Annotated in this window: 27 protein-coding genes; 16 read left to right on the top strand and 11 right to left on the bottom strand. The window is 32.6% G+C overall.

Features of this window, described 5'->3' with window-relative positions; translation table 11 throughout:
- Positions 1-6 precede the first annotated feature (6 nt).
- Positions 7-1,821 (bottom strand): hypothetical protein, encoded by a 1,815-nt coding sequence (locus tag F1Z66_RS02475; RefSeq protein ID WP_149862020.1) that lies wholly within the window; start codon positions 1,819-1,821, stop codon positions 7-9.
- 105 nt (positions 1,822-1,926) lie between these two features.
- Positions 1,927-2,103: a hypothetical protein gene (locus tag F1Z66_RS15195; protein ID WP_154670472.1), complete on the bottom strand. Its 177-nt coding sequence runs from the start codon at positions 2,101-2,103 to the stop codon at positions 1,927-1,929.
- A 233-nt stretch (positions 2,104-2,336) separates the two neighbouring features.
- Here F1Z66_RS15195 and F1Z66_RS02480 point away from each other — a divergent pair, with 233 nt between their 5' ends.
- A complete protein-coding gene (locus F1Z66_RS02480) occupies positions 2,337-2,624 on the top strand; it encodes an AbrB/MazE/SpoVT family DNA-binding domain-containing protein (RefSeq protein WP_149862021.1) in 288 nt (95 codons plus the stop codon).
- A gap of 35 nt (positions 2,625-2,659) precedes the next feature.
- Here F1Z66_RS02480 and F1Z66_RS02485 read toward each other — a convergent pair whose 3' ends face one another.
- Entirely contained in the window at positions 2,660-3,595 is a 936-nt protein-coding gene (locus F1Z66_RS02485) for an integrase (RefSeq protein WP_149862022.1), read from the bottom strand.
- 346 nt (positions 3,596-3,941) lie between these two features.
- Here F1Z66_RS02485 and F1Z66_RS02490 point away from each other — a divergent pair, with 346 nt between their 5' ends.
- Together F1Z66_RS02490 and F1Z66_RS02495 are read left to right on the top strand one after the other, a co-directional pair.
- Positions 3,942-4,220, top strand: a complete 279-nt coding sequence (locus F1Z66_RS02490) for a hypothetical protein (RefSeq protein WP_149862023.1) — start codon at positions 3,942-3,944, stop codon at positions 4,218-4,220.
- A gap of 572 nt (positions 4,221-4,792) precedes the next feature.
- On the top strand, positions 4,793-5,122 hold the full coding sequence (locus F1Z66_RS02495) for a hypothetical protein (protein WP_159357508.1): 330 nt from the start codon (positions 4,793-4,795) through the stop codon (positions 5,120-5,122).
- A 297-nt stretch (positions 5,123-5,419) separates the two neighbouring features.
- On the opposite strand, the gene F1Z66_RS02500 is transcribed toward F1Z66_RS02495, so the two are convergent.
- Together F1Z66_RS02500 and F1Z66_RS02505 are read right to left on the bottom strand one after the other, a co-directional pair.
- On the bottom strand, positions 5,420-5,683 hold the full coding sequence (locus F1Z66_RS02500) for a hypothetical protein (protein ID WP_149862025.1): 264 nt from the start codon (positions 5,681-5,683) through the stop codon (positions 5,420-5,422).
- 57 nt (positions 5,684-5,740) lie between these two features.
- Entirely contained in the window at positions 5,741-6,313 is a 573-nt protein-coding gene (locus tag F1Z66_RS02505; RefSeq protein ID WP_149862026.1) for a winged helix-turn-helix transcriptional regulator, read from the bottom strand.
- 177 nt (positions 6,314-6,490) lie between these two features.
- On the opposite strand from F1Z66_RS02505, the gene F1Z66_RS02510 reads away from it, so the two are divergent.
- The 3 genes from F1Z66_RS02510 to F1Z66_RS02520 all read left to right on the top strand — a co-directional run bounded on the left by F1Z66_RS02510 (position 6,491) and on the right by F1Z66_RS02520 (position 8,495).
- A complete protein-coding gene (locus F1Z66_RS02510; RefSeq protein ID WP_149862027.1) occupies positions 6,491-6,763 on the top strand; it encodes a winged helix-turn-helix domain-containing protein in 273 nt (90 codons plus the stop codon).
- Positions 6,764-6,977: 214 nt separating this feature from the next.
- Positions 6,978-7,556, top strand: a complete 579-nt coding sequence (locus tag F1Z66_RS02515) for a DDE-type integrase/transposase/recombinase (protein ID WP_195907451.1) — start codon at positions 6,978-6,980, stop codon at positions 7,554-7,556.
- Between the two features lie 408 nt (positions 7,557-7,964).
- The gene (locus F1Z66_RS02520; protein WP_149862029.1) at positions 7,965-8,495 is read left to right on the top strand and encodes a hypothetical protein; all 531 of its coding nucleotides are present in this window, start codon (positions 7,965-7,967) and stop codon (positions 8,493-8,495) included.
- A gap of 567 nt (positions 8,496-9,062) precedes the next feature.
- Here the strand turns inward: F1Z66_RS02520 and F1Z66_RS02525 are convergent.
- Both F1Z66_RS02525 and F1Z66_RS02530 read right to left on the bottom strand, forming a co-directional pair.
- Positions 9,063-9,476 carry a hypothetical protein gene (locus F1Z66_RS02525; protein ID WP_149862030.1) on the bottom strand — a complete coding sequence of 138 codons (414 nt, stop codon included), beginning with the start codon at positions 9,474-9,476 and terminating at the stop codon, positions 9,063-9,065.
- A gap of 103 nt (positions 9,477-9,579) precedes the next feature.
- Complete coding sequence (locus F1Z66_RS02530; protein ID WP_149862031.1) at positions 9,580-10,149, bottom strand: hypothetical protein; 570 nt, start codon at positions 10,147-10,149, stop codon at positions 9,580-9,582.
- A 381-nt stretch (positions 10,150-10,530) separates the two neighbouring features.
- Between F1Z66_RS02530 and F1Z66_RS02535 the strand changes: the two genes are divergently transcribed.
- Both F1Z66_RS02535 and F1Z66_RS02540 read left to right on the top strand, forming a co-directional pair.
- Positions 10,531-10,755: a hypothetical protein gene (locus F1Z66_RS02535; RefSeq protein WP_149862032.1), complete on the top strand. Its 225-nt coding sequence runs from the start codon at positions 10,531-10,533 to the stop codon at positions 10,753-10,755.
- Between the two features lie 265 nt (positions 10,756-11,020).
- The gene (locus F1Z66_RS02540; protein WP_149862033.1) at positions 11,021-12,031 is read left to right on the top strand and encodes a UDP-3-O-(3-hydroxymyristoyl)glucosamine N-acyltransferase; all 1,011 of its coding nucleotides are present in this window, start codon (positions 11,021-11,023) and stop codon (positions 12,029-12,031) included.
- Positions 12,032-12,189: 158 nt separating this feature from the next.
- On the opposite strand, the gene F1Z66_RS02545 is transcribed toward F1Z66_RS02540, so the two are convergent.
- A complete protein-coding gene (locus tag F1Z66_RS02545; protein ID WP_149862034.1) occupies positions 12,190-12,660 on the bottom strand; it encodes an MgtC/SapB family protein in 471 nt (156 codons plus the stop codon).
- Positions 12,661-12,888: 228 nt separating this feature from the next.
- Between F1Z66_RS02545 and F1Z66_RS02550 the strand changes: the two genes are divergently transcribed.
- Positions 12,889-13,314 (top strand): hypothetical protein, encoded by a 426-nt coding sequence (locus tag F1Z66_RS02550; RefSeq protein ID WP_149862035.1) that lies wholly within the window; start codon positions 12,889-12,891, stop codon positions 13,312-13,314.
- An 86-nt stretch (positions 13,315-13,400) separates the two neighbouring features.
- Here F1Z66_RS02550 and F1Z66_RS02555 read toward each other — a convergent pair whose 3' ends face one another.
- Positions 13,401-14,027, bottom strand: a complete 627-nt coding sequence (locus F1Z66_RS02555) for an HNH endonuclease (protein WP_149862036.1) — start codon at positions 14,025-14,027, stop codon at positions 13,401-13,403.
- Between the two features lie 343 nt (positions 14,028-14,370).
- Here F1Z66_RS02555 and F1Z66_RS02560 point away from each other — a divergent pair, with 343 nt between their 5' ends.
- Entirely contained in the window at positions 14,371-14,637 is a 267-nt protein-coding gene (locus F1Z66_RS02560) for a hypothetical protein (RefSeq protein WP_149862037.1), read from the top strand.
- A 269-nt stretch (positions 14,638-14,906) separates the two neighbouring features.
- On the opposite strand, the gene F1Z66_RS02565 is transcribed toward F1Z66_RS02560, so the two are convergent.
- Positions 14,907-15,455 (bottom strand): hypothetical protein, encoded by a 549-nt coding sequence (locus F1Z66_RS02565; RefSeq protein ID WP_149862038.1) that lies wholly within the window; start codon positions 15,453-15,455, stop codon positions 14,907-14,909.
- A 1,085-nt stretch (positions 15,456-16,540) separates the two neighbouring features.
- On the opposite strand from F1Z66_RS02565, the gene F1Z66_RS02570 reads away from it, so the two are divergent.
- From F1Z66_RS02570 to F1Z66_RS02590, 5 genes are all read left to right on the top strand, one after another.
- A complete protein-coding gene (locus F1Z66_RS02570; protein WP_195907452.1) occupies positions 16,541-17,251 on the top strand; it encodes a hypothetical protein in 711 nt (236 codons plus the stop codon).
- Positions 17,252-17,486: 235 nt separating this feature from the next.
- Positions 17,487-17,816: a hypothetical protein gene (locus F1Z66_RS02575; protein ID WP_149862040.1), complete on the top strand. Its 330-nt coding sequence runs from the start codon at positions 17,487-17,489 to the stop codon at positions 17,814-17,816.
- Between the two features lie 620 nt (positions 17,817-18,436).
- On the top strand, positions 18,437-19,615 hold the full coding sequence (locus F1Z66_RS02580) for a response regulator (RefSeq protein WP_149862041.1): 1,179 nt from the start codon (positions 18,437-18,439) through the stop codon (positions 19,613-19,615).
- Between the two features lie 201 nt (positions 19,616-19,816).
- Complete coding sequence (locus F1Z66_RS02585; RefSeq protein WP_149862042.1) at positions 19,817-21,505, top strand: sensor histidine kinase; 1,689 nt, start codon at positions 19,817-19,819, stop codon at positions 21,503-21,505.
- Between the two features lie 165 nt (positions 21,506-21,670).
- The gene (locus F1Z66_RS02590) at positions 21,671-21,877 is read left to right on the top strand and encodes a hypothetical protein (protein WP_195907453.1); all 207 of its coding nucleotides are present in this window, start codon (positions 21,671-21,673) and stop codon (positions 21,875-21,877) included.
- Positions 21,878-22,151: 274 nt separating this feature from the next.
- Here F1Z66_RS02590 and F1Z66_RS02595 read toward each other — a convergent pair whose 3' ends face one another.
- The gene (locus F1Z66_RS02595) at positions 22,152-22,487 is read right to left on the bottom strand and encodes a hypothetical protein (protein WP_149862044.1); all 336 of its coding nucleotides are present in this window, start codon (positions 22,485-22,487) and stop codon (positions 22,152-22,154) included.
- A 490-nt stretch (positions 22,488-22,977) separates the two neighbouring features.
- On the opposite strand from F1Z66_RS02595, the gene F1Z66_RS02600 reads away from it, so the two are divergent.
- A complete protein-coding gene (locus F1Z66_RS02600; protein WP_149862045.1) occupies positions 22,978-24,849 on the top strand; it encodes a hypothetical protein in 1,872 nt (623 codons plus the stop codon).
- Positions 24,850-25,269 lie beyond the last annotated feature (420 nt).

Consider the following 25,269-nt stretch of genomic DNA (forward strand, 5'->3'; position numbering starts at 1 on the left):
TCCCTTTCATTCTTTGAATGAATCGGCCAGTTCATTAGTATATACTGCCACCCTGTCCTCTCTAGTTGTACCATCTTCCTTTTCTTCTGGACCCTCTTTTGATTGAAACAGAGGGACAAACACTTCCCTAAAGAAATCTAATTTGTAAGAGGGGATTCCAGTGATATTTTGAGTTAGTTTCAAGACCTCTCTTAAATCTTCTAGTGAGGATATAGACATTATTTCATTTCCGAATTTTAATTTAAAACGGTTAAAGGAGTTACTCTTTGTGACTATATTCAATAAGGAAAATATCCTGTTTGCTATCCTAACATCAGTTCCTTTCTCTGATGGCAAAGAATGAGTGAGTATCTTCTGATATGGTATCCATACCCCATTTTCATAGCTTGCTAACAGTTCATCTTTAATTATACTTATGCAATCTTTGGCAATCTGCGTCTCATCTTGGGAAACTATGAGCTGTTCCTGCACCAATGAAGGTAACCCAGATCTCTGTCCAATCAGGATGGTAGATTCAAGATATTTTTGCTTTATCATGTTAGGAGGAGTTATAAGAAACCTACTTTGAATCTCAGGCCACATCGGCCAATTGGACTCATCTTTAGCACTGCAAAAGATACAGGCAGGCCATCCTCTTGTTACAATGTGTTTTACCTCCATTCCCTTAGTTTCTGTTTTGTATACGTATGGATGTTCGATTTCATATGTATAGTGTGAAAGTATTGGTTTTAAAATATCCCAAGTTTCTTTATGTGGAGGTTCAAGAAAAACTAAGACTTTTCCTGACAAATCTATCAAAACTTTGGAATTTTTATGTATTTCTTTGAGCTGCTGAGTTAAATTGCTTTCTTCATCTTTGTTACTATTTTTTTGTGATTTCTTTAACTGTTCTGTCAAATCTTGCACTTTCTGCTCAATTGGTTTATTATTTTCATCTACCAGGATTCCTCTATCTCGTATTATTACCTTGGGAGACATGCTTCCAATCATCCAGACATCTTTTGTTGGGAGAAACTTTGTCATCTCCGTTACTGGATAGGTTTTGCCTTCGCTTGTCGGAGCAATTATTCCTAAGTTGAGTGGGTTTTTTGTATAGGTGCTTAATCCTGTATAAAGTAATAGATTGACAAGTGAATGCTCTTGCTTTATTGTTTTTTTGGCTATTTTATTTACATATTCTACCAAGTTCTTGCCAGCTATTTTTTCAAAGATTACTTGTTTATCTAAATCTTCTCCGTTAAACACATTTTCCGAATATGAATTTACATCGCTCTTACTCAGTTTACTTCCTGTATTAGTAATAGAATTCGATTTCAAAGTCATAGACTGTTTCGTTATTCCTGGTTCAAGAACGTGAGGTCCGTTAGAATCATACTCATTTTTTAAAAATTCTTTGATAGAGTCCAGAGCATAATTATTAGATATACCGTTTATGAAAATCCGCATTCTATCTTCATTTGAATATAGGATTGAGAATAAGGTTTGTTTAATTAGCCTTGCTTCTTCCGATGTTCGGTCTTTTATCTGTGAATCTATTTCTCTTTCTAAAATACTCCAGTCGATCTCTATTTCCCCATTTTTATCCTTATATTGAATTCTGGATTTGATTATTCCATGTCTTCTAGTCTCAATAATAGTATCAAATCGGTTTGTTATATCCACGGAAAAAATTATATCTAGACTGGACCTTGGAATAGGAAGCCATAATATTACACTAGGTGGTATATATTCAATATCATGGTTGATAAGTTCATTATCAGGTGAACTGGCTTCTATGGTCAATCCCTCAAATAGTTCGTCAAAAGATTTTTTTATTGACATCTTTATTCATGGCCTCCGTTTGGTCCAAAGGTAATGTATACATCGAAATGGTTATTAGTGAACTTTGTGTTAATTACAATATTAGTAGTTAAAATCGTTCAACTCCTAATTCGTCACAGCTGAGGAGATTGCACTCTCCTCAACTGCATTTGCTATTACCATGTTCTTTCTAATGCTTACCGATGTTTTAGATACGATACAAGAAGTTGCAAAGTTGTTGCTACCAGTATGGATCCAATTATTCCTGCCCTTAGCGCAGGATAAAATAATGCTACTCGTCATTAGTTTTATCATGTTGGCTAACTAAAATAATCGTTACTAATACTATAAAGTAGTATTAATATAGTTACCACTACAAATTAAATATATATAGCTAATTCTAACATTATTAGAATTAAGCGCCTTAATAAATGCTTCTTTGTTTTTGACTGGCCGTAAAAAATTTATTAGTTTGTGATACTGTGTCGTGAATCTTGATTAACTTCATATTTTTCTGCCTTCTTTTATTATCTGTTATGATTAGAGGCAAAGTAATAGGAGACTCCAGGATTTTAAAGAGAGGCATGGTTACAATTCCAGTTAAAGTGCGAGAAAAATTACGAGTTAAGGAAGGAGATTTCCTAACATATATTGAGACAAGTAATGGACAGATTAGAATAATCAAGTCCGAGTTTGATATTGATGAGATGGTAAAACAGATAGAGCAATTAAGAAAAAAGAACTTATTATCAATTGACGAGAAAGTCGATATAAGAAAGTCATTTGAAAACTTTATGCGCAACCTTCCAGATAAGTATGATTAGACCTAAGTTGGGTAATACAGATAGTGATTTTTCAATTAGTCTATTAACTCTTTCATCAACTCATCCAATAGTGGCCTTATCCTCTTTGTAATTATTTCGTTTATGTCTGGCCTGTAATAATGTCTGAGAAACATGGATTTTGGAATTCTTCCCTGTGACAAATCTATTATTTCAGGCTCGATTCCCTTGTCTCTTAAGTAAGTAGCAAAAATTTTTCTGCAGTAATACATATTCATCGAAAGATTCATAGCTCTAAAAATTTTACACAATTGAGGATACGGCTTTTTAATATCTGCTCTCTCTGCAATTACAATAATCTGTTCTGAGACCAAACTGATGAAAACCTTTTTAGTTCTTCTTAGGAAGGTGTCTGGATATTGATAGTGAAGGAGCTTGTCCTTGCTAACATAATGGTCTTTATTATTCTGAATTAATCTTATACTATGCCAGCATTCAGAAGGTCTTAATCCGGTTAATGTAGCAAACAATAGAATATTGCTATACTTATTGGGTAACTGTCTAATCGTGTCTTTTAACCAGTGAATCATTTTATTCATGTCTGCCGCTTCAGGGTTAAAGATCTTAAAGAAAGTGTTATTTGTGTAGTTGCTGTTGGTCCATTTTAGGTCAAACTTCTCAATTAGTTTTTTCCATTCGTCGTGAGTTCCATGAAACTTGGATAATGATGATAAAGCTTTCATTACATGAATACTTTTTTCCTGAGTTAGTAGTTGAAGATCAGATGCATTTTTTGTCTCTAAAATGTAATGATATTGCTTAGCATATCTGAATAGATTGGAAGCAGTAGTCTTGCTGACTCTTGATAACAAATATTTCTTGTAGCTGTCCCATTTCACTTCATTTTCTTGGGACTTTTTAGATTCTTTGTTTTCTGTAGATATTTGATTTGCTGGTAATGTTTGTTTATCAAATTCTTTATCAATTATATTAAGATCGTTACCATTGTCCATGTCAAGGCGGTATCTTAACCAGGCTAGACCACCGGCCCCAATTTGATATTTAGTGAGTTCTTCTTTGTCTTTTATATATAATTGTTGATTATGATTTGTCTCTCGATATTACATTTACATTACTTTGCTCTTGATTAATTGTAGTGATGTCTAACATATATTGATTTTATTTTTATCTTCTAATCTATAATTATGGATTACATATATCCTTTGGAAATTTATATAACGAAATTAATTCAATAAATTTAATAATTCGACATAACATATTACTCGAACAAAATCTTCTCAGATATTTTTGTGCAATAGTAACATAATCTCGATATAACATACTGCAATTTGATAATTAATGTTCAGTAAGTCTCTAAAAAAACCTACTATAGGATATTCAATAGCAATGCTCCTTTTGATTACTGTTGCACTTTCCGCAAACGGTATGTCGTATGGGTTTATGGGTTTCAATTTAGGTGGAAGTGATACTAGCCAAGACCGCTCAATCACCAGCACACAAAGTTCTTCTCAAGGTTCATATTGTTATGCCCCTCCTAATGCAACGATAATCAATTCTTGCAATTCAGGTGATCTCTCGACAAGCCAAAATACTGGACTTAATCTGTTAGGGCAATAATACAATCAACTTTTTTATCCTAATCTTAAAGTATTTGCTCTGTTACTTCATTGCTATTTCAAAAACCATTATTTTTTTTACACATACTATATTCTAATCGTATGCCTGTTTGCTCCTGACATCTTTAAAGTATTTTGCTTAGTTAAATGAAATGTTGTTATTCTTTAATTAAATCATAATTATCAAAAGAAGATGGTATAGCGTATTTTCTTTGTGATACTTTCAAATAGTGAAAGTAACTTGAATTCAAATAGGATTAATGTTATTATAACCTTCTTTGATGTGTTTAGAATGTGCAAAAACATGTCGCTGTAATTTTTGATTCTTATTTTGTAGTTTTTTACTTATAGACTTTATGATAATGATATTCTCCTCGTGAGTCATAGGATTAATGTGTATAGTTTTTATACTATTAATTTATTTGTTTGAAATAATAATGCCAATATATAGTTACTTTTAGAATTAGTTCTCTTATGGAGGAATATTAATACTTAATTATGGCGCAGAAAAATATTATAGTTAGAACTTAACAAATTCTAATATATTTATACTCCATATTTTCAATGAAATAAATGTTATCTGAGAAAAGGAATACATCAATAATGGTAACAATTGCTATTGCATCACTAGTGGTAGCAATTATCCCTGCAATCGTCACCTCTGATTCCTATTTTGCATTCGCACATTCATGTCATAATCATGATCACGATGATGATGATGACGACCATGATCACGATGACGACAATAGTAAATCTAATGAAGCAGAACAAAGTATATCTCAAGGGCAATTTTCAGTTCAAAGTAGTCAAGTCGTATCCGGCGGAGATTCAATTGGATCCGGAAATAACGTTGGCTTATTCTTTAACGACAACATTGGCAATTTGGCATTAGGCCAACAATAAACTTTTTTTGTGTCAAATTTCTCTTTTCAATCCATTCGTTCTTGCAAATCTTAATATTTAATTAATAATTTTATTTTTGTAGTTGCATTCTTCTGCTGTAGGAACAAAGGAATTATGGCCTAAGAGGTTGTGCCTGTAATATGGGGAAAATTTTGAGGAAATGATTTGTAAGAAAACTACATTTCATAAATGATTCAAATAAACTTGGATTACTTTTATTTACACAGGCTCCTAACATTGAGTCAAGCATAAGAAATTAATAAAATGTTCAAAAGTGATGACTTTACTAAAAAAAGTTTATTGTTGGCCTAATGCCAAATTGCCTAATTGTTCTTGCAATTGCAAGTTAAAGTTATTTCCACATAATGCAGTAAATTCTCCAGAAACACATTGGCCGTTTTGTTCATTACCTTGTCCCTGTTCAATTTCTTGTTCTGCATCATTGTGTTTGCCTGTGGCAAATGCCATGTTATCTCCAAATGAGACAATCGATCCGACGAGTGCAGCTGCAACAAAAATTGCAACTATCCCAACCTTATAGTTCTTTGTTATGTAACTCATTATAATCATTATGTATTATCGAAATTAATCATATCAAAGTTTGGATACTTGTTACTGTTATTCTTTTTCAGAGTTATTTTTAGGATCATAATTAGTAAACTTGATCCTGTTATTTAATTTGTTATGGTTTTTATACTCTAAAGTAGCGTTACCAAAATCTAGCCTGTTTCCATACTCACAAATCATTGCCTCGGCCTCACCCTCAGAAAACATCTCATCCAGTTTCCTTGGCTTTTTATCTTCAAATACATAGTGGGCGTACCACTTTGATCCAAAAGCCGTTAACATTAGTAGAATTGGTAAAATGTCTTTTCCTTTTTCGGTCAGACTCCAAATAACCATCAACTGGTCGCCTTTGATTTGCTTGCATTTAATCATGCCCTCTTTTTCAAGTTCCCTTAGACGCATTGATAAAACTCTAGGTGTTAATCCGGGTATAGATTCTAATATTCTATTAAACCTGTTAATTTTAAGAAATCCAATATCTCTTATTATAAGCATTGTCCATTTTTTACCAAGCACTCCTAAAGTAGTTCTTATTGGACAATTCAATATCTTGACTCGTGGTTTTATTGAAGTCCCTTCTTTTTCATTTTGGTTCTCCACCATCCGATTGTTCTTAGGGTTCAACTATACTTTTATTCCCTTACTTGCTCTTATACTGTTTTTTCTTTACTTAACCTACTGTAGTACAGACACATCAAGTCTCATAGAATGAATACAACCAACAATCCCTACTACGAAATAAGATGGGGATTTATCCTATACAATGTAGCGGTTATATACTAGTAACTATATATTAATAATATGAAGTATAGAAGTCGGACCGAAATTGTAGCCATGATTTTGGATGCAGCTAATGGTGGAGCTACAAAAACCAAGATTATGTACAAGGCTTTCCTTAGCTACGCACAACTCAAGGAATACCTTTCGGTGTTGATTGAAAACGATTTGATAGAATATATAGAAGGTTCAGAATACAAGACTACTCAAAAAGGATTGGTATTCTTAAAGATGAATAATGAAATAGAGGAATTACTGGCAACACCTACAAGAAATTATAAAACTACCAGTAATTAAAATCATTTTTTATTTCACCCAAGTTATATATTCACCTTAAGACAATACTGTTTGTTTTTAGATTCGACCCATGTATGAATGTGAATCGTTATTGATGTGTTAGAATTATAATTATATTCAATTGGCTAATTAGGCTCTGTAAAGTTAACGAAAAATCCATAGCTTTGATTTGCACTTACTATTCATGATTTACCAAATAAGACATAGAACTTCTATGGAAGATATCGTATTTGCTGTTAATCTATATTTTGACGGTTTGTCCTTAAGAAAAACTTCCAAAGCATTGTCCAGATTCGTCAGCAGAAGCCATACCACAGCAATAAGGGATTGGATAGAAAAGTACAAACCACAGCGATTATTATCAAAAAGCAAAAAGATTGCAGAATTCATTGTCGATGAAACTCTGATAAAGGTAGGATCAGAATATGTGTGGCTATGGATTGCAATAGAGCCTGAAACTAGGCAAATTCTCGCAGTAACCGTATCCAGAGAAAGAAACATGCTGATAACAGAGAGATTCTTGTCAGGCTTGATTAAAGACTATGGGAAACATCCGGTATCCACTGATGGTGGTACATGGTATCCACAAGGTTGTGAATTCCTTAAACTCAAACACCATATTCATTCTTCTCTGGAAAAAAGCCTGATAGAAAGAACAATTCAATACGTCAAGGACCGAACCGAAAGCTTTGATGATTACTTTCCCTGTAGAAAACAAAACTGCAAACTAGAACATATCAAACAATGGATTACGGTATTCGCTTGGCATCATAACAATAACATTAGAGATTAACTTTACAGAGCCGCTAATTAATCGGACGTTGTTATAATTTTGTATAATAATTGCCTTACTGTTGATATGTGTTCTGTCTAACCTTAATTTTATAATTATTTGTATTTCCAACTTTAACATGTGATTGATATCATTAAATAATCCAGCTTTAGTAATCTAAAAACAAGAAGAAATTTTGAAGCCTTGATTAATCCATGTTTTAGGCAAAAGATGCTTGATATTGTTGTGTTTTCATATTCAAAAATATCCTATTAAACCTAATTGGGTAACACTGTCTGACTAAATTTTTCTTTCATGTTAAAAAATTTTTTAAAAAATTATTCTGAAATTAAGTAGTAGAACTAAATATGCTAATTATCTTGATAAATTGTTATAACGTATTTCCATATTATAAAAAATAAGACAAAAATGTACAAGTATAATAACACCAAAAATGCTGCAGTAATATTAGCAGCTGCGATTGCAACCGCTATAGTAATGGGTCCAATAATAAACAATATTGGAGAAGTTCTCGCAAAACAAAAGTATGATGACTGGGATGATTGCAGAGATGATCACAGCAAGAACTGGTGTAAAAAATACTTTAAGCATCACCATGATAACGATGATGACTATGATGATGATGGCAACAGAGCATCTCAAGGAATTGGACAGTCACAATCATCGAGTCAAAATAGTCAAGTAGTATCAGGTGGCGACAGCATTGGTTCAGGTAACAACTTTAGTTTCCAAAACCAAGTAAATACAGGAAATAACGCCTTAGCACAAGATGACGATGATGACGATGATGGCAACAGAGCATCTCAAGGAATTGGACAGTCACAATCATCGAGTCAAAATAGTCAAGTAGTATCAGGTGGCGACAGCATTGGTTCAGGTAACAACTTTAGTTTCCAAAACCAAGTAAATACAGGAAATAACGCCTTAGCACAGCAGTAAGTCAACAAACCTTAATTTCTATATCTTTTTTAGTGTATTTACATTATCAGCGATCAAGAAATTTAATCACTTCAATCATAGGTTTCAGTATTAAGAATATCTAAAAATGTTATAACTTTCAACTTGCTAAAGAATCCCTGAAAACAACAAAATATCCATTTCTTCAGAAATAAAGAGAGAAATGAATTAAACGTCTTAAATTAAAGACAAATCAATCACTAACCGCAATAAAGAATGAAAAACATCATAATTGAGCCAAAATTGAATTCTTATGTGAATCCATGTATTTTTCCTAAAAATGTTGCCAGAAGATTTCTTCTTGACTGCGAAAAGATTAGTTATAATTTTATCAAAAAAAGTGGTCGTACTATTTGTGCATTTATTTTTATATACAAGCAATCATTCTATCTTCCTGCAAAATTATTGCCAAACCTGTATAATTTTGATATCATTTTGCTTTCGCTTTAATTTAGTCCAATTAAACTGATTTATTTCGCTGATGAAAGAAAAAAAATGCATAAATTACAAACGTGAGTTCAAGGAAATTTTTTCTACAAAATTATATTATTAAATTCCTTTTCTCATTTTAAAGATCCCAAGACCCATTATGACATAACCTATTACAACAATAGCGATGAATTGTGGTAAAGGAGGGGTTACCACCTTTACTCCTTCATAACTATTTAGTAATTGGGGGCTTATGAAAGTTGAAAACAAAACTGCTGTTCCAATAACCGCTCCCCCTATTATGAGTAATGTGGATAAGACCTTTGAAGGCATGCGTATGGCTACAACAAACGATATTAAGAAAAGTGAAATAGATGCACCGCCAAAAATCCATCCCCTATCTTTTGAGGAGAGTGGTAATAAACTTGATTGACCTAATACAATGGCTGTAAGAACGTCTATGATATATATGACAAGTAATATTATTGCAATTGAAGCTATAATTTCAGAGATTGTTTTTCTAGCTTGATTCATAGTGTAAGTTGCCTTACAAAGTTAATAACGATAATATATGCTGATACAATAAATAAAGTGCTAAAACAGTAAGTATTTAAAATAATCTTGGGGTTAAAAAAAATTAAGCTGTGGATTTGTTGTCTGTATCTACTGAATCATAGATACTGACACTTCTTTTTCCAATTTCTGCAAGTTGTTTTGATTGTTCTTTTGTGTTGCTAATTACGTTTTTGAACAATTCTACATTTGAGAATGCAATATTGTTTATTATTCTACTTACAGCTACGCTATTTTCAGCATAGTTATTGGCAAATTTTGAATAGATTTCAGGCAATTTTCTGTACAAATCTTGATTGTTCCACAGTTGGTTGTTTGCATTTTCCACATATGGTCTAAAAGCAGATTGGAATGAATCGATTGCCTGTTTTTGATATTCTAGATAGTTTTCTGCGATATCTCTTGTTGCTTGAACTGCTTGCTCTTGAACTTCATTTATGGTTTGGGTGTATCGAGGAATTTGACTTCTTGCTTCTGTTATGTTCTTTTCAATATTTTTCTTTGATTCGTTGAATACCTGGTTTAATGCTTGTGTGGTTTCTTGAATGGCTTTATTGAATAACTGGTTATTGTTATTAACTACCTGATCGAAACTTTCTTTGGTTAAATTTTCTTTTTTATCTTGTTTAGACATTATCCATAGTTAACCATCGCCTTATATAAACATTGGTATAAAATGGTATGTATTACCATGCAATGAATTTGACATGTTCGTTTTAACGGTAGTGATTCTAATAGGTGATTACAATGCAACTTAGACTTCACAGTATTTATCTATGTCGACTTTACATAAATCGATTAAATTATTTTTATCTTTCTTAACCAGCATTTCAGTCTGGTCCGTTTAGTCAATGCTGGTGCAGTAAATCGAGAGCAGATACAATTCGTATTTGTAATAAAATGAATTATTTTCCCAATAGAGTTAGATTTGATCCAATATGATCAAAACTTCATCAAAAAACTTCCGTAACAATTGTCGAATAAGTTTTTTTACATCATTGGCTTTATATTTAATGTGTCTGATAACAATAATTATACATACAAGACACATTTTAGGCAAGTACCAGGTTTAGGCTTAACCGCAGTGGTTCCAAGGGAATGGTTAAATAAAAAAGTAAAATTTGAATATGCTGAAAGAGAGTTTGAAAGTTTAGTTATGTACCGCGGAAAAAGATCCATAATAAGGTTAGAGCAAAAATCCCTAAGTGGTGGTCCTGTAACTATTAAACTGATGGAATAACGCTGTAAATTTCTGGATTTTCTCAAAATTTATCATAATGCAACATTAATCGTGTTCAGTATTTACAACCATTTGTGGCAGGATAACTGAGAACTAATAAAAAGTCACTAGATCAGTGGTACATACATCCATTTTTGCAATTGATTTTTGTAGAATCCATATAAGCAGTTCATATTGAATTGAAATTTTCTGTCATCTACAATATAACCAGTTGAAACTGCGTATATTCTCAAATAAATTCTGATAAAAAAACAGTTATATTAAAATGAAATCTAAAATTGATGTGGTTCAATGGACTATTGAATCCATATTGAGATTCTTAAATGATTCAGACTATGTAGTTGAGGGTCACCAATCTAAAACAAAGTCTAAATCGATAAGTGATATATCTTCATTAAATTCTGCTATGGAATCTGATATTTCATTCTGTTCGGCCGATGAATATAAAGGCCTATTTTCAATTTCACATTCTAATGCAGGTGTAATACTTTGTAAGAAAAGCCTGGAAGGACAGGTTTACCCAAATCAAAAGAAAGATCAATATTTAATCTTTGTCGAAAATCCTCGCCTCGAATTTACCCGGATTGCAAAGAAGATCAAAGTAATACCTCCTAAAGTGGGAATATCTTCAAAATCCGTAATTTCTGAATCAGCAAAATTAGGTAGGGATTGCTACATTGGAGACTTTGTTGTTATCGGAGACGATTGCAAAATTGGTGACAATACATTCATTGATTCTAAAGTAAATTTGCAGAATTGTAAAATAGGGGATAACTGTATCATTCAACCAAACGTCGTCATTGGCTCTGATGGATTCGCATATGAGCGCGAAAATGAAAATCTGAAATTAGAAAAATTTCCACACTTTGGCAAGGTAATCATAGAAAATGATGTTGAGATATGTTCGAATTGTTCAATAGCAAGGGGCTCTTTAAGCGATACAGTAATAGAACAAGGAACAAAAATAGATGCTCTCTGTCATGTGGCACACAACGTACACGTAGGAAAAAATACCGAACTCACTGCTGGAACAATAATAGGTGGAAGCACCAATATTGGCGAGAACTGTTGGTTAGGACTAAATAGTACTGTAAAAAACAAGCTCCATATAGGCAATAACGTGATTGTAGGCTCTGGAAGTTCAGTGATTTATAATATCGATGACGAAGATATTGTCGCAGGTGTTCCTGCTAGGTCAATAAAGAAAAAAATCACGGCAAATAAAGAGAAATTATCCTTGATGGCAGGACAAGTGAATCATGATTTGACAAATTAGGTTTTCCGTGCAATACATTGTCATCAAAGTGGGAAATCCAACCATATCTAAGTTTCTATTTTATCACAATGCAGTTTGAAAGGGATTTTCCTTTGTTTAGGGTACAGTTATTGTATGCCAACTTTTAGAAATGTATAATATTTATAATTTGAAAACGTTTACTCATAAGAGTCTTCTTGACGCCTTTTCCCGACCTTTGGAATACGCGGTACAACCAATGCAAATATTATTGATATTATTGCAATAAAATACAAATTAAACCCTATTGCCATCCCAATAGACCCTGAAAACCAGATACTGGCCGCAGTAGTGAGATTGACTACCTTTTTTTTCGTCGGATCATTTGATTCCTTATTATCAAATAACTCGCCTTTTAGGATTATTCCTGCTCCAAGAAATCCGATTCCAGTAACAATTTGAGCAGCTATTCTTGATGTTGAATTAGGATCAACCAAAGCTGAAATATAAGTAAAAATCATGGAGCCTCCAATGACAAAACAATGTGTACCTATTCCAGCAGCTTTGCCTTTGGATTCTCTCTCTGCTCCTATCAGAAAGCCTGCCAATAGGGACAAACCCGTGCCAATAGAAAAATCAATTTCATCGATATTAAATACCCCTGGAATCATGTGTCTTATTTTTTAAGATACAGCATCAAATATAGGCTTGTGATTTTTATATTTATAAACAAGTTCCTTTTCTTAAATTAAGTTAAATAAAATTTGATTCGATGTAGTTTGATTAGTTCCTGTACATCGCAGTCTTTAGTCCGTCACATTAATCTAAAGTTCGTCATTATTTTCAATTCTTTGCACATAAAAAAAACAATATATGATTTATTAAAATAAATAAAATCTGTGGTTTTTGATAGTCCAAATAATAAATATCTAAAATATACTGACATTTTACATTGTGCCTTTGAATATTATAGGGATAGGATTAGAAAAGAAGTCAAACACGAACGCGAAAATAACAATAATTTTGTAATCATTGATTTTTTCGATAGACTTGATAAATCACTTAATAAAACAAAGGACTATTATATTCAGCAGATAGGCAAACTGATGGAAAATTCAGATCCAAATAGCCTACCCCATATTGCTGTTCTTAGAAGTGTACTTTTTGTTTATGATAAAGATTTAAATCGATGCAGGGAATTATTAAACAATCAATTCAATTTATATCCTGTAGGCGAAGGATCTGTTAAAGAAAAGTCTGACCTCGTAAAAGATCTGATAAGTAGAGTTTCAATAAAGACCAGATCAGAAACCAAAGTAAATTGATTGGCTAGTTTAAAGCCCTGTTTTTACAGATAGAAAAATTGCCACATATCTGAACCCTTGTATTTGAATTGAACAATCTTTGACCTTCAAATCTTGCTTTCAATTGTTCTTTGTCGAGTCTTGATGGCATGACAGTTTGGGCATAGCGCTTGACAATTGACTTGCCTGTTGTCTGCCCTATTTCCATTCTTGTGATCAAAATCTACTACCACAAGAATTCTATTACAATGCGCACATCTGTTTTTCTGCTTTGTTAAAATGCGTTTTCTAGTTAATTGTGTGAAACTCTTTCTTTGGTTTTTGATCTTCCAAAATTTTTTCTCAAGAATTGCTGCGATTGGTCCAAATACTGTAATAACAAAAAGGAAAGTTGTTGATGTTATAGTTAAGTGAGATTTGAATATATTTGAAACCAAATACAATGATTCTTGATAAATATCTGAAGCTACTAGATTATTGCTCGAAGCAAAATATGTCCCAAGAGCGTTTGCTATGGAGATAGGGACACAATCAGATGGATATCTATGATTTAAATCGTTTGCAAAATGGGTCGGATTGTTAATGCTATTATAAATGTAGTTCAAATAATCTGATATATGATAATTTGACTCATTGTTGTTGCATACCTTGTAATAATCATTTGATAGTTCAAACTGGTTGTTGTCATCTATCAAAATACCATCTAATGCCAAGAACAATGTAATTATGCCCAAAATGACATATTTTTTTAGTTCTGGATTTTCACCTTTGCTTTGTATGAATATTTATTACAAATAATTACTAATATTGGTTGTACTACAACTTATCATAATATTTTACCATTACAAGATTTTTCTGGAAATGCGTTTAAATTGTAAATCAAAATTTGCTCTATGGCTTTTTAACTAAATACCATATAAACAGGGAAAAAAGTTCAATCGATTGGAATAAAAAAACTTTTTGAATAAAATTGGATCATAGAAAGTCGACGCTATGAAAAGTATTTTCATCTCTTTCTTATTAGAAGGTAGTTTTAATTGAGACTTATAAATACAATGAGTCTATTACATATCATACATGGGTAGATTATCGTCTTCTGGTACCAATAATGATGATCAAAAAGAAATTGAAAAACAAATACTTGCAACATTGTTCGAAAGGTATTCTCAGGATATTGCTTTGACAAATACAGAAGAATTAAAAAGTATTCTCAAAAGTTTTTCAGAATCAAGTCTATATGAGGAAGCACTAAATAACTTGATAATTCAAAACCTAGTCTCGAGAATAGGGGTTGACGAAATTAAGATCACAGAGTCAGGTATAGAGGAATACGAGAACAGATAGAACTTATCTGTTTTTTTTGGTATAGTTAGTACAATTCGTTCTTATTTTTGATTTTGTATTGCCATACACTGCGAAGATTAGTTAACTCTTTTTTCACTGCATTGTCCAAAACTTGAATGGATCACTTCTCATTGAATTCAAACCATGTGATATAGTCATTTAATAATAATTGGTCGTTATCAAAATGCAATATAAATATGATTATAGTATGGGAAGATTCATCTTTTTTTTAATAGGTTTAAACGGGCCAGTAAGTTGAAAAAAATGATTTATGGTTCTTCTGGTGAAGATCCCTCAGTAACACTTAGTGTATTTATGATTTCACACACTTGAGTTTGACCTTGCTCTATTGAACCCGTTGCTGTTTCAAAATCATCAACCTGGTTGAACTGTCCTACGCAATCTCCATTTGCATCAGTGTCAATTGTAACAATTGCGGTTTCACCTAATTGATTTTCAATATCCATTGTGTTAAAGGAATTTTCTTTCACCGTATAGTTTCCTTTATTTAAACTAATGATAGTACCATTTGAAGATCCTTGGAATGAATTTGTTTGTGATTGATTATCCGTAACTATCAAGTCGAACTGATTGGCATCAACATTATCTAAGACAAATTTACAAACAGATTCATCAGAAGGAATGCCCAAAGAAGAATCACATAGTACAGTCTTTGTCACATTTAATCTTGCTGTAGATTCTTTTGTATCAGTCGAATTAACCGACTTCCTATCGGATTCATTGGTAGAATTAATTTGGGCATACGATTCCATGCTCATTTGACCATAAGCTCCGATAGACACTGTATTGATTAACAAAAATATTGCAGTTAAAATACCTACTAATTTGATCAATTGTCTTTATATTTTAGGTTGGGGTTAATTAATTTTAATGTTTTAATTCAAACAGCCCTTTTTTGAGGCTATGAATTTACTTAGCACAATTATTGGGCATTAGAATCAGGTCTCTTTGCATTTAAGAAAAATTTTTTGGAAACTCCAACAACGCAGTTCTTTTGATTAGAAATGCTGAAATATGTTTCAAATCTGGAATATTTAAAATCTAAAGTGATATCTTGATTGTGCTTTAGTCGCTTAGTATACATCTTTTTTGAGCCGGTTAATGTAACACATTATTAATCTTAAGAAATCAATTTCGATTTGGATGGATTGGTTGCACCTGTAATCTTGAACTTCTAACGCTATTGCAATCGGTGTCCTAAAATATGTGTCACTAATGGATAGGATTTGAAAGTTTAATTATTTTGTTATGATTCGATGGTTGGTTACTTTAGCCTTTCATTAATTTATATATCTTTTTTTTGGATACATTTCATAATTTCGATAATTTATTATAAATGGTATATGTAAGCATTAATTATTTTGTCAAATACTGTCTTGCTAATTTGTCCTATATTTTTTCTTAAAAAAAATCCAAGTGCAATTAATCCTTGCAATTATGTCTGAGGTGCTACATTTATTTTCTAAATTCTTACAGGATTTGGCGACCGCCTTGGCTTTTTGACATCTAAGGTCTTCGGCTAACAAAAAACATAGGAAAGAGGTACATAGAATCAAAAACTGTTATGAATATCATCATTTGAACATTTTTTAAATTAAAATTTTATGGACTTAATGAATATTATGAATGTCTAATGCTAGATTTGACGATCAGTGCAATGGTCCACACCCCTGCATGTTAGAGGTAGAGTGGTGTGAATATTGCAATAATATTTAATACAATATTCTTTCTAAAGATGTGACCTAGATGAATCATAACCAAGACATACACTTTTAAGCCCATTGATGAGATTCTAGGAATGGCTATTTTGATCCTGAACACTTTATTGAAAGTGGGTAATAGCATTAAATTTCAGTATTTAGGGACCATCATAATTTTGATAATGTCATTTGTTTGTAACCTTGACGTTAAGCAGGGTCATTCGCATAATTTCGACACTGATGATAATTCCACTTTTTTGACATTGATAAATCAAATTTTAATAGAAACTAGATTGCTAAATAATAGCATCAATGGCCCACATTTCAACTTGACTAATTCAGAACTATCAGTAAATAATATCCTTGATTTAATTGATGAAATTACAATTAGCGAGGATTCTTTTATTGTCGATAGCGACCAGTTTTATAATAATACTATAATGGCTACTGTGGTTGCAAATTTGGCAGATGAAATACTACGAAGTTATGGATCTGCTCATGGTGTTCCATCTAACATTATGCTCAGTATGGATTTTGGAAATGTAATTAACCATTCAATGCACAATGTCAATCAATCCGTCATTCAGAATTCTTCTTTAACTGAGGATAAGACTAGTTTAAGCCCCAACAATCTTGATTACTCTAATATGAAACTAGTCGATCATAATAAGGCAAAAGCAATCTCTGAACGGATGGTAGAGATTTACCACAGGGAGTTGATAGGGCCCAAATCCAATTCAAGCGATATGACTCTAACGAATCTAGGGACTTCCTTGTTGGAATTGAATAACGCAGTAGGAAATATCACTTCACCTGTCGACATAATGAAAATAGTACACACAAAGATTCATCCTTATTTACAACTTGCATTCAATCTAACATTAAAAAGGTAAAGTCAGTTTAGTTGTTTTATAGTCTCTTCTTTTATTTTACAATGTGGATTTTTTGACGAGATTTTTTTCGCCGGGGATCTCCTATCATTCATGGAAAAATTTGGATAATTCTATCTAGATAGGCAAAAAAAGCAAAATAAAATTTCATTAATTTAATTGATTCAACTTGTTTAACTAATGGTGGAATTTATTTACATATTTGATTTATATAATACAAATAACACCGTAGGTACATATGAAGGAATCTTTACAATCTATATCCATTACTTTTGTTATTTCAATTTTAATAATTTCTATTTCGTCTCAAACTACATTTGCATCACCTCTTTCAGGAAATGAAACCCCAGATGACAGCAAAAATACAGCAAGTAAAGACTCTGCAATAGAAAAACTGGCACAGGCTCTGCAAAAGGATAAAGACAAAGGAGACGACAACGGAGGCAAAAATTGGGAAAAAGCTATAGATTCATTAGGCAAGGAAATGGGGTTCCCTGTGGATGAAGATGTCGAAGATGCTCTGCGCAATATCACTGAACTACATTTAGGTAACGTCATAAATGAGTAAATTATACGATCATGTGTTCAAATTTGCTCGAGAATCATCTGGAATTTCCTTCTCATTTTTTGAATCCTTCTTTTACAAATCTGAACTTTTTGGAAAACAAGACTACTAGTTTAATCAATATTTGTGCAGTTTCTCGCTTAACCAAAAGAAAGAATCAAGAAAATTCATAATATTTTCATGTAAATTTAGTATATCTCTTTATAGCTATCCTTTGAATCCGTACATATTTGTACATTCTCCTCAGATAAAAGAAGCAAATATTTTTGAAATCGTTTTAATAAATATTTACGTGAAGTTTGCATTATAGACTACAAATTTGAAAAAAAATTCTTTTTGACCATTTAAATGAAAAATATTCGAAAAAAAGTGGTTAGATAAAACTTATCTCTATAGTTAAAGAAGAGATTAGATTTTTAAAGAATTGTTAGAAAGAGTTAAATATGTTAATTGTATAGTATTGCCAATGTCAAACAATATCATGATATTGTGTGATAGGGATGAAGAATACATAGCCAATACAATATCGATGCACTTTACGACTTATCATTGTATCAGGTATTTTTGTCGCATTACTATCGCCATTTCTAATACACAATTCTATTATAAAGGAGGACTCTTGATTGAATAGACCAAATTTTGACTCACCTATTTATTATAAAAATATCGTCAGGAGAAATGAGATTCTTTCTGCTGACAAAAATACCGACAGACTAAATTCGAATCAAATTACCTTTATCAATCAAAGTCATGACTATTGTGTTTGTTTCGTAGATATGGTTGACTCTACCAAAAATATTAATGACATGATTAGCCCTGACAAAATTCAAGGTTTTTATTCGGTTTTCTTAAATACCATGTCTCGAATAATTAAACTTCATAGAGGGCGAGTTATAAAAAATTCTGGGGATGGATTGTTATATTACTTTCCAAGAACTAAGGATCCAGATGATTTCTCCGCATTCGCAGATGTTGTTGAATGTGGTTTGGCAATGATTGATACATATGATTCATTGAATTTGAATTTCCGAAGCAAGGGAATTTCGCCAGTCAATTATAGAGTCAGTGCTAATTATGGTAAAGTTGAATTGGCTATATCTCTAGATTCACAAAATGTTGATCTTTTCGGACCAACGGTTAATATCTGTTCCAAAATCAATCATTTGGCACAATCAAATCGCCTTATTATTCATGAAAATCTCTTTGCAAAAATCGAGGAAATTCCTGGTTATGCTGATCGTTATGAATTTAAGAATATCGATACCTCAAAATATAATGACTTAAATACCAAAAGTGGACCTGAATTCAAGACATATGTAGTTAGCCGTTCTAATAACAGTGGTGTAGAATCAAAGGGTCCAAATATTAGTAAGCATAAAAACCATGGTGATGCCAAGGATGCAGTATTTAACATACCCAAATCTTCATACAATATATTACTAATAGACGATGACGAAGACATACTCTTTGCATTCAATTCAATTCTCTCTAGTGAAGGATATAATGTTACTGTCTTCTCAAATGCAACATATGCTCTGGCAGACATTTTAGAAAAGAATACTCATTTCTACCATCTTATAATCATGGATATTAGAATGCCTGAAATAAATGGAATTAAATTGTATTCTCACTTGCGTGTATTAACCCCAGATACTAAAGTAATATTCCTATCTGCTTTGAATGCTTTGGATGAAGTCTTGAGCATATTTCCCGAAATCGAACATAATGATATCATTAGAAAGCCAGTCGAACCAGAGCATTTACTTTCAAGCATAAAAATGATTCTTCCAAGTACAAAATAATAAAGGAGTAGGTGAATAACCTGATTATCGAAATTAAGCGAAATGAACTTCGCAATTTATTTCGAATGGCATGTATGTTCACTTGTGTTGAGGTGAAGAGATTATTTTGTTGCGTCTATTATAAAATAAATATAAAAAAATTTTTAACGTTTCTAATATATCATAATGTTTCCAAAGAATTATTGGTGAAGGATCAATAAAATGATCTCGAATCATTCGCAGACTTCATTAGATGTTATATGTAATTTACTTGAATTTTTTACCAACAAGATTTTTGTAAAATATACTCTCATTCCTTGTATTCCACTGATCTTTCTAGTTATAGTATCAATCGATCCTTTCCTTTGGACTGGCTCAGAACTTCATCATTTTTATATTGAATTAATCGCTGTGATCCTCTCAGGAGTCATAGCTTTCTATTATATTCTACATGCTAGAAATCTTAATGATCGTTTTAGTCTCTTTATTGGACTCGGATTTTCAGTAAGCGCATGTATTGATCTTCTCCATGTTATAGTTTCATTCGGTTTAATGGAGAACATGGATTTTCTTAAATATTTTATCCCACAGACATGGTTTGCGGGAAGGATTTTTCTCAGTAGCATGCTGTTAATTGCAATTGCAAAATATTCTCATTTTTTTCCGGGTGAAAATACCTCGCAGGTTACAAAAAATGAAAGTGATTATCCATATCGGCCGAATGCAGTATCTGAATTGGATAAAAGTATTCAGAAAAAGAAAATTGGGATAAAGGTTCAGAGAAATCTTATTGTATATTTGATAGTCCTAGGCGGAGCTGCTTGTGGAATTGCAATTGGATCATTTTTTATTGTTTTTCCTGCTAGTGTGTTAGATGACTATACCATACACAGACCATATGAAATCCCGCCGTTAATATTGTTCTCTTTAGCATTATTATTCTTCTACAAAAAAAAATTGTATCTTAAAAATGACGTCATATACAAAGGGATTTTAATCTATTTGATAGTGGATATATTTTCTCAAATCATAATGTCTTACTCTTCTCAGTCCTTTGATACTGCACACAATATGGCACACGTACTTAAAGATGTGGGATATTTCGTTAATATAATTGCTCTTGCAATTTCAGGCATTAGATATACTATGAATCTCAGAGACAGGAATAAATTAATTCAAACCCAGTATGAAAAAATAAAAGCATCAGAAAAACTTAAAGACGAATTTATCAATATAGCTGCACATGAACTACGTACCCCGATCCAACCCATATTAGCTCTTTCTATTTTCTTATACAACAAGAACGGTCCTATTAAAGAGTACAGAGAACATATTGAAATCATAATAAAGAATTCGAAAAGACTTCAAAAATTATCTGAGGAGATTCTCGATGCGGCTCGAATAGAAAGTCATTCTCTTACCTTAAACACCGAACGTTTTGATATTATATCTGTAATCCGGGGAATAATTTTTGACTATGCTAATCAGTTGTACCCTGATCGCGTTAAATTACGCCTTATTTTCGAAGGCAATGAGATTGATATGATTCATAAATTTAAAGGGCATGAAATTACTCAATTTGTAAACGCAGATAAAAATAGAATAGTTCAGGTATTATCAAATATTTTGATCAACTCTATAAAATTTACTAAAAGTGGGGAAATTTGTGTTACTATTACGAAAGATATGAAATATTTATTGATCAAAGTGATTGATTCCGGCCCTGGAATTGATCAAGAGATTTTGCCAAGATTATTTGACAAATTTATTACTGGATCACCTTCAGGTACTGGTCTTGGGTTATATATCAGTCGGAATATAATCGAAGCACATGGTGGCAATATTTGGGCGGAAAACAATGAAGGAAAAAGTGGAGCTACCTTTGGCTTCGCTTTGCCACTGCCCGATTAGCAAGTGATTGTTTTTGAAACTTTAATCAATCAGTTGGGAAATTTGTTGAAACGTATCTATAATAATGCAAATTAAAATCCATCACTGCCCAATTCCGACAGACTTTTGCAAAATAAATTTTCCTAAACTGCTTTCCAATAAATGGTATTTAAATTGCCACACATCTTGCATTCTATCGTTTCCGGTATGGTGTCTCTATCTGGATATCTTACCGACCTTTTATGGGTGGAATCGGGAGGTTTTGAGGTAAATGATTCACCACATTTAGGACATGCAAATAATGCCATACTCTATACTATAAGACAACTATCCTATGTAAATATTTATGAAAATAAGAATGATATGGATATCTTATTGCAATTCAATAATTAATTGAAATTGATAGTATGTTATGACCATAGTCATGTTCTAGTTTTAAGCCGAACTATTTTCTTGTTACCTTATTACTTAATCTTTCTTTTATTCTTGTCGTAGTCATGATTAATGCACACAATGGTTGTGTATCAATGTCAATATTACAAGTCATTTTTCTTTTGTATATTATTTTATATTTTTAGCATTAATTTACCTGCGTTCATTTCTAAAATAAAAAAAATTTTAGTTAATTAAAATGAAATAAAGATTCAGACTTTTCCAAATCTTATATCTAATTTCCTTCGTTTGATTCGTCCCAGATCAATGAATTTGAGTTGTTAGATATCTGTACTAGCTCATTATAAATCTGATTCAGATTATTTTCTGCTTCTGCTGTATTGTTGTTTTCCAAAGAGTTCTGTGTTTCATTAACGAGTGATTTCATTTTTAGAATCGAATCGTCGAGTTGGAAGAACTCGTCACTTGCCATTCCAGAATTATTGCCGATATTTATCTGTGGATCTGTTTGGGCAGCCACGAATGTGGGACCAATGGACATGTATGCAAGCCCAGTGGTTGCGGCTATAACAATAGCGACAGCATAAAATTTTAGATTGATTTTATTCATTGGTTTTGTATATCTTTATCAGAGATGTTTTTAAATTTTCGCCTAGAGATAATATATGCTTCCATCCTCCCTAGACTAAAATTGCCATGGCTTTATCTTCTTTCGTTAAAATTTTGCTTATTTGGTTATTTCAAATTGGATGTAATAAAAAAACATTGCCTTACATAATTTTGATACAATCTGTTAGTCAGATCAAACTATATTGATAAATGAATTTATCGTATTGTTACCTTATTAAGATATTTTGTTATTTGTGGTAATGATAAGGCTGAAATTAATAAGGCAAAAGTTTCAATTAATTTTAAAACAATATTCTGATTGAAAGTAATGGTATGCGAATGCAATTTTCCCTAAATAACGATAATAATTGTTTTCCGAGAATATGCGAACAAATTATAATAAAATTTTTAACTACGAATGTTCTTGAATATTTTTGCGAATTATTTGAACAAAGTTTAAATAATGAAAATAAATATAGAAAACCACAATAATGAAATACCTAATAGCTATTTTACCAATATTCATTATGTTAACTTTGGCTCCGGCTTTAATGGCTGTGCCAAATAATGCATATGCTCAAAATAAAGCAATACAGTCAATAAGTCAAATACAGGGGGCAACTCAACTCGGTATTTGTTTATCGGGAATTGATACTTTTATTTCTTGTAATAATCTGAACTTACAAAACCAAATCAACACCGGTGATAATGCTTTGGCCCAAGATGGTGGCAATGGCAAGTACAGTGGTAACTCTGCAGTCCAAGCAATTGGTCAAGAGCAATCATCTGATCAAGTTGCAGTTTGTATAAGTGCTGAAGGTACTTTTCTCTCTTGTAACAACCTAAACTTACAAAACCAAATCAACACCGGTAGCAATCTCGCGTTACAAAACGGTGGCAATGGCAAGTACAGTGGTAACTCTGCAGTCCAAGCAATTGGTCAAGAGCAATCATCTTCTCAACGTGCATTAGTCCTTTCTGGCGGTGACATAGACCTTTCTGGAAATAATCTAAATGTACAAAACCAAATCAACACCGGTAGCAATGCTTTGGCCCAAGACGGTGGCAATAGCAAAGGTAGTGGTAATTCCGCAGCTCAAGGTATCGGCCAATCACAATCTTCAAGCCAAAGCGCTGGCTGTGTCTCTGGTGGCGATGTCAGCCAATCATGTAACAACTTGAACATTCAGAACCAAATCAACACCGGTAGCAATGCTTTGGCCCAAGACGGTGGCAATGGCAAAGGTAGTGGTAATTCCGCAGCTCAAGGTATCGGCCAATCACAATCTTCAAGCCAAAGAAGCCAATGTGTTGCAGGTGGCTCCTTAGATAATTCTTGCAATAACCTTAGCTTCCAAAACCAAGTAAATACTGGAAGTAACGCAGCAGCACAAAGTGGTGGCAATGGCAAAGGTAGTGGTAATTCCGCAGCTCAAGGTATCGGCCAATCACAATCTTCAAGCCAAAGAAGCCAATGTGTCTCTGGTGGCGATGTTAGTGATTCTTGCAATAACTTGAACATTCAGAACCAAATCAACACCGGTAGCAATGCTTTGGCCCAAGACGGTGGCAATGGCAAAGGTAGTGGTAATTCCGCAGCTCAAGGTATCGGCCAATCACAATCTTCAAGCCAAAGAAGCCAATGTGTTGCAGGTGGCTCCTTAGATAATTCTTGCAATAACCTTAGCTTCCAAAACCAAGTAAATACTGGAAGTAACGCAGCAGCACAAAGTGGTGGCAATAGCAAAGGTAGTGGTAATTCCGCAGCTCAAGGTATCGGCCAATCACAATCTTCAAGCCAGAACGCACAATGTGTCTCTGGTGAGGATGCAATAGTATCATGCAACAATGTAGAATTCCAAAACCAAGTAAATAGTGGAAGCAACGCCTTGGCACAATTTGGCCTTGATAATAATGGCAACCAAGGGGGAGCAAGACATGGTGGCAACAGCGAAGGTAGTGGTAATTCCGCAGCTCAAGGTATCGGACAATCTCAAGACTCTAGCCAAAGAAGCAGCGTATTCTCAGCAGGAGACTCCTTCCTATCTGGAAATAATCTGAACTTACAAAACCAAAATAACGAAGGTGACAACCTAGCAGCACAAAGTAGCGAAGGAAATGGTGATAGCACTGAAAATACAGGTGCCCAAAACTTAGCACAAACACAAGGTTCAGGTGATGATGATGAAGAAGGAGATGATGACCAAGATGTAAAGAACAGCAATAGCAACGAACCGAGCGGCAACAACAATAACCACAACAATAATAATCACCATGACGATGACGATGACGATGACGAAGATGATGATAAGAATGGTGAGGGAAACAATAACCAAGACCAAAACAACAGTGTTGTAGAGTAAACAAACGGTTTTTACCTCCACTTTTTATATTTTAGTTTGTTTAATTAAATTTTAGAAAAATTTTAAGGGTTATAATCTATTTACATAAAACTTGTGCACTAATTATTGATAAACATTACAGTGATAAAACTGATGGTGTTTGTTAATAATTGTAGCTAAATAAAAAGAACTAGTAGGTAACTGGTTTTTTACATTGTTCTCTCACATGATGGAGCCTTTCTTTTTCACTGATAAATAATTTTCTACACTTGTTGCATTTCAATACTACACTGTGATGAACCTTTCTACTATGTTCTATGAACTCGTCATATTTATCAAACTTTATGCCATCCTTTTCACATTTGAATTTTTTCTGGAGTATATTCACAAAATAACTAATTTTAAGATATTATTAAATTCATTGATATCTTTCCCAAAATA

Source organism: Candidatus Nitrosocosmicus agrestis, assembly GCF_008389435.1.
GTDB classification, from domain to species: domain Archaea; phylum Thermoproteota; class Nitrososphaeria; order Nitrososphaerales; family Nitrososphaeraceae; genus Nitrosocosmicus; species Nitrosocosmicus agrestis.

Excerpts from the sequence above, each read along its gene's own strand:
- F1Z66_RS02500 (WP_149862025.1), bottom strand. The coding sequence starts at position 5,683 with ATGAGTTACATAACAAAGAACTATAAGGTTGGGATAGTTGCAATTTTT.
- F1Z66_RS02600 (WP_149862045.1), top strand. The coding sequence starts at position 22,978 with ATGAAATACCTAATAGCTATTTTACCAATATTCATTATGTTAACTTTG.
- F1Z66_RS02480 (WP_149862021.1), top strand. The coding sequence starts at position 2,337 with ATGATTAGAGGCAAAGTAATAGGAGACTCCAGGATTTTAAAGAGAGGC.
- F1Z66_RS02530 (WP_149862031.1), bottom strand. The coding sequence starts at position 10,149 with ATGTCTAAACAAGATAAAAAAGAAAATTTAACCAAAGAAAGTTTCGAT.
- F1Z66_RS02560 (WP_149862037.1), top strand. The coding sequence starts at position 14,371 with ATGGGTAGATTATCGTCTTCTGGTACCAATAATGATGATCAAAAAGAA.
- F1Z66_RS02475 (WP_149862020.1), bottom strand. The coding sequence starts at position 1,821 with ATGTCAATAAAAAAATCTTTTGACGAACTATTTGAGGGATTGACCATA.
- F1Z66_RS02545 (WP_149862034.1), bottom strand. The coding sequence starts at position 12,660 with ATGATTCCAGGGGTATTTAATATCGATGAAATTGATTTTTCTATTGGC.
- F1Z66_RS15195 (WP_154670472.1), bottom strand. The coding sequence starts at position 2,103 with ATGACGAGTAGCATTATTTTATCCTGCGCTAAGGGCAGGAATAATTGG.
- F1Z66_RS02495 (WP_159357508.1), top strand. The coding sequence starts at position 4,793 with ATGTTATCTGAGAAAAGGAATACATCAATAATGGTAACAATTGCTATT.
- F1Z66_RS02540 (WP_149862033.1), top strand. The coding sequence starts at position 11,021 with ATGAAATCTAAAATTGATGTGGTTCAATGGACTATTGAATCCATATTG.
- F1Z66_RS02585 (WP_149862042.1), top strand. The coding sequence starts at position 19,817 with ATGATCTCGAATCATTCGCAGACTTCATTAGATGTTATATGTAATTTA.
- F1Z66_RS02485 (WP_149862022.1), bottom strand. The coding sequence starts at position 3,595 with ATGGACAATGGTAACGATCTTAATATAATTGATAAAGAATTTGATAAA.
- F1Z66_RS02515 (WP_195907451.1), top strand. The coding sequence starts at position 6,978 with ATGGAAGATATCGTATTTGCTGTTAATCTATATTTTGACGGTTTGTCC.
- F1Z66_RS02575 (WP_149862040.1), top strand. The coding sequence starts at position 17,487 with ATGAAGGAATCTTTACAATCTATATCCATTACTTTTGTTATTTCAATT.
- F1Z66_RS02510 (WP_149862027.1), top strand. The coding sequence starts at position 6,491 with ATGAAGTATAGAAGTCGGACCGAAATTGTAGCCATGATTTTGGATGCA.
- F1Z66_RS02570 (WP_195907452.1), top strand. The coding sequence starts at position 16,541 with ATGTCATTTGTTTGTAACCTTGACGTTAAGCAGGGTCATTCGCATAAT.
- F1Z66_RS02520 (WP_149862029.1), top strand. The coding sequence starts at position 7,965 with ATGTACAAGTATAATAACACCAAAAATGCTGCAGTAATATTAGCAGCT.
- F1Z66_RS02525 (WP_149862030.1), bottom strand. The coding sequence starts at position 9,476 with ATGAATCAAGCTAGAAAAACAATCTCTGAAATTATAGCTTCAATTGCA.
- F1Z66_RS02595 (WP_149862044.1), bottom strand. The coding sequence starts at position 22,487 with ATGAATAAAATCAATCTAAAATTTTATGCTGTCGCTATTGTTATAGCC.
- F1Z66_RS02490 (WP_149862023.1), top strand. The coding sequence starts at position 3,942 with ATGTTCAGTAAGTCTCTAAAAAAACCTACTATAGGATATTCAATAGCA.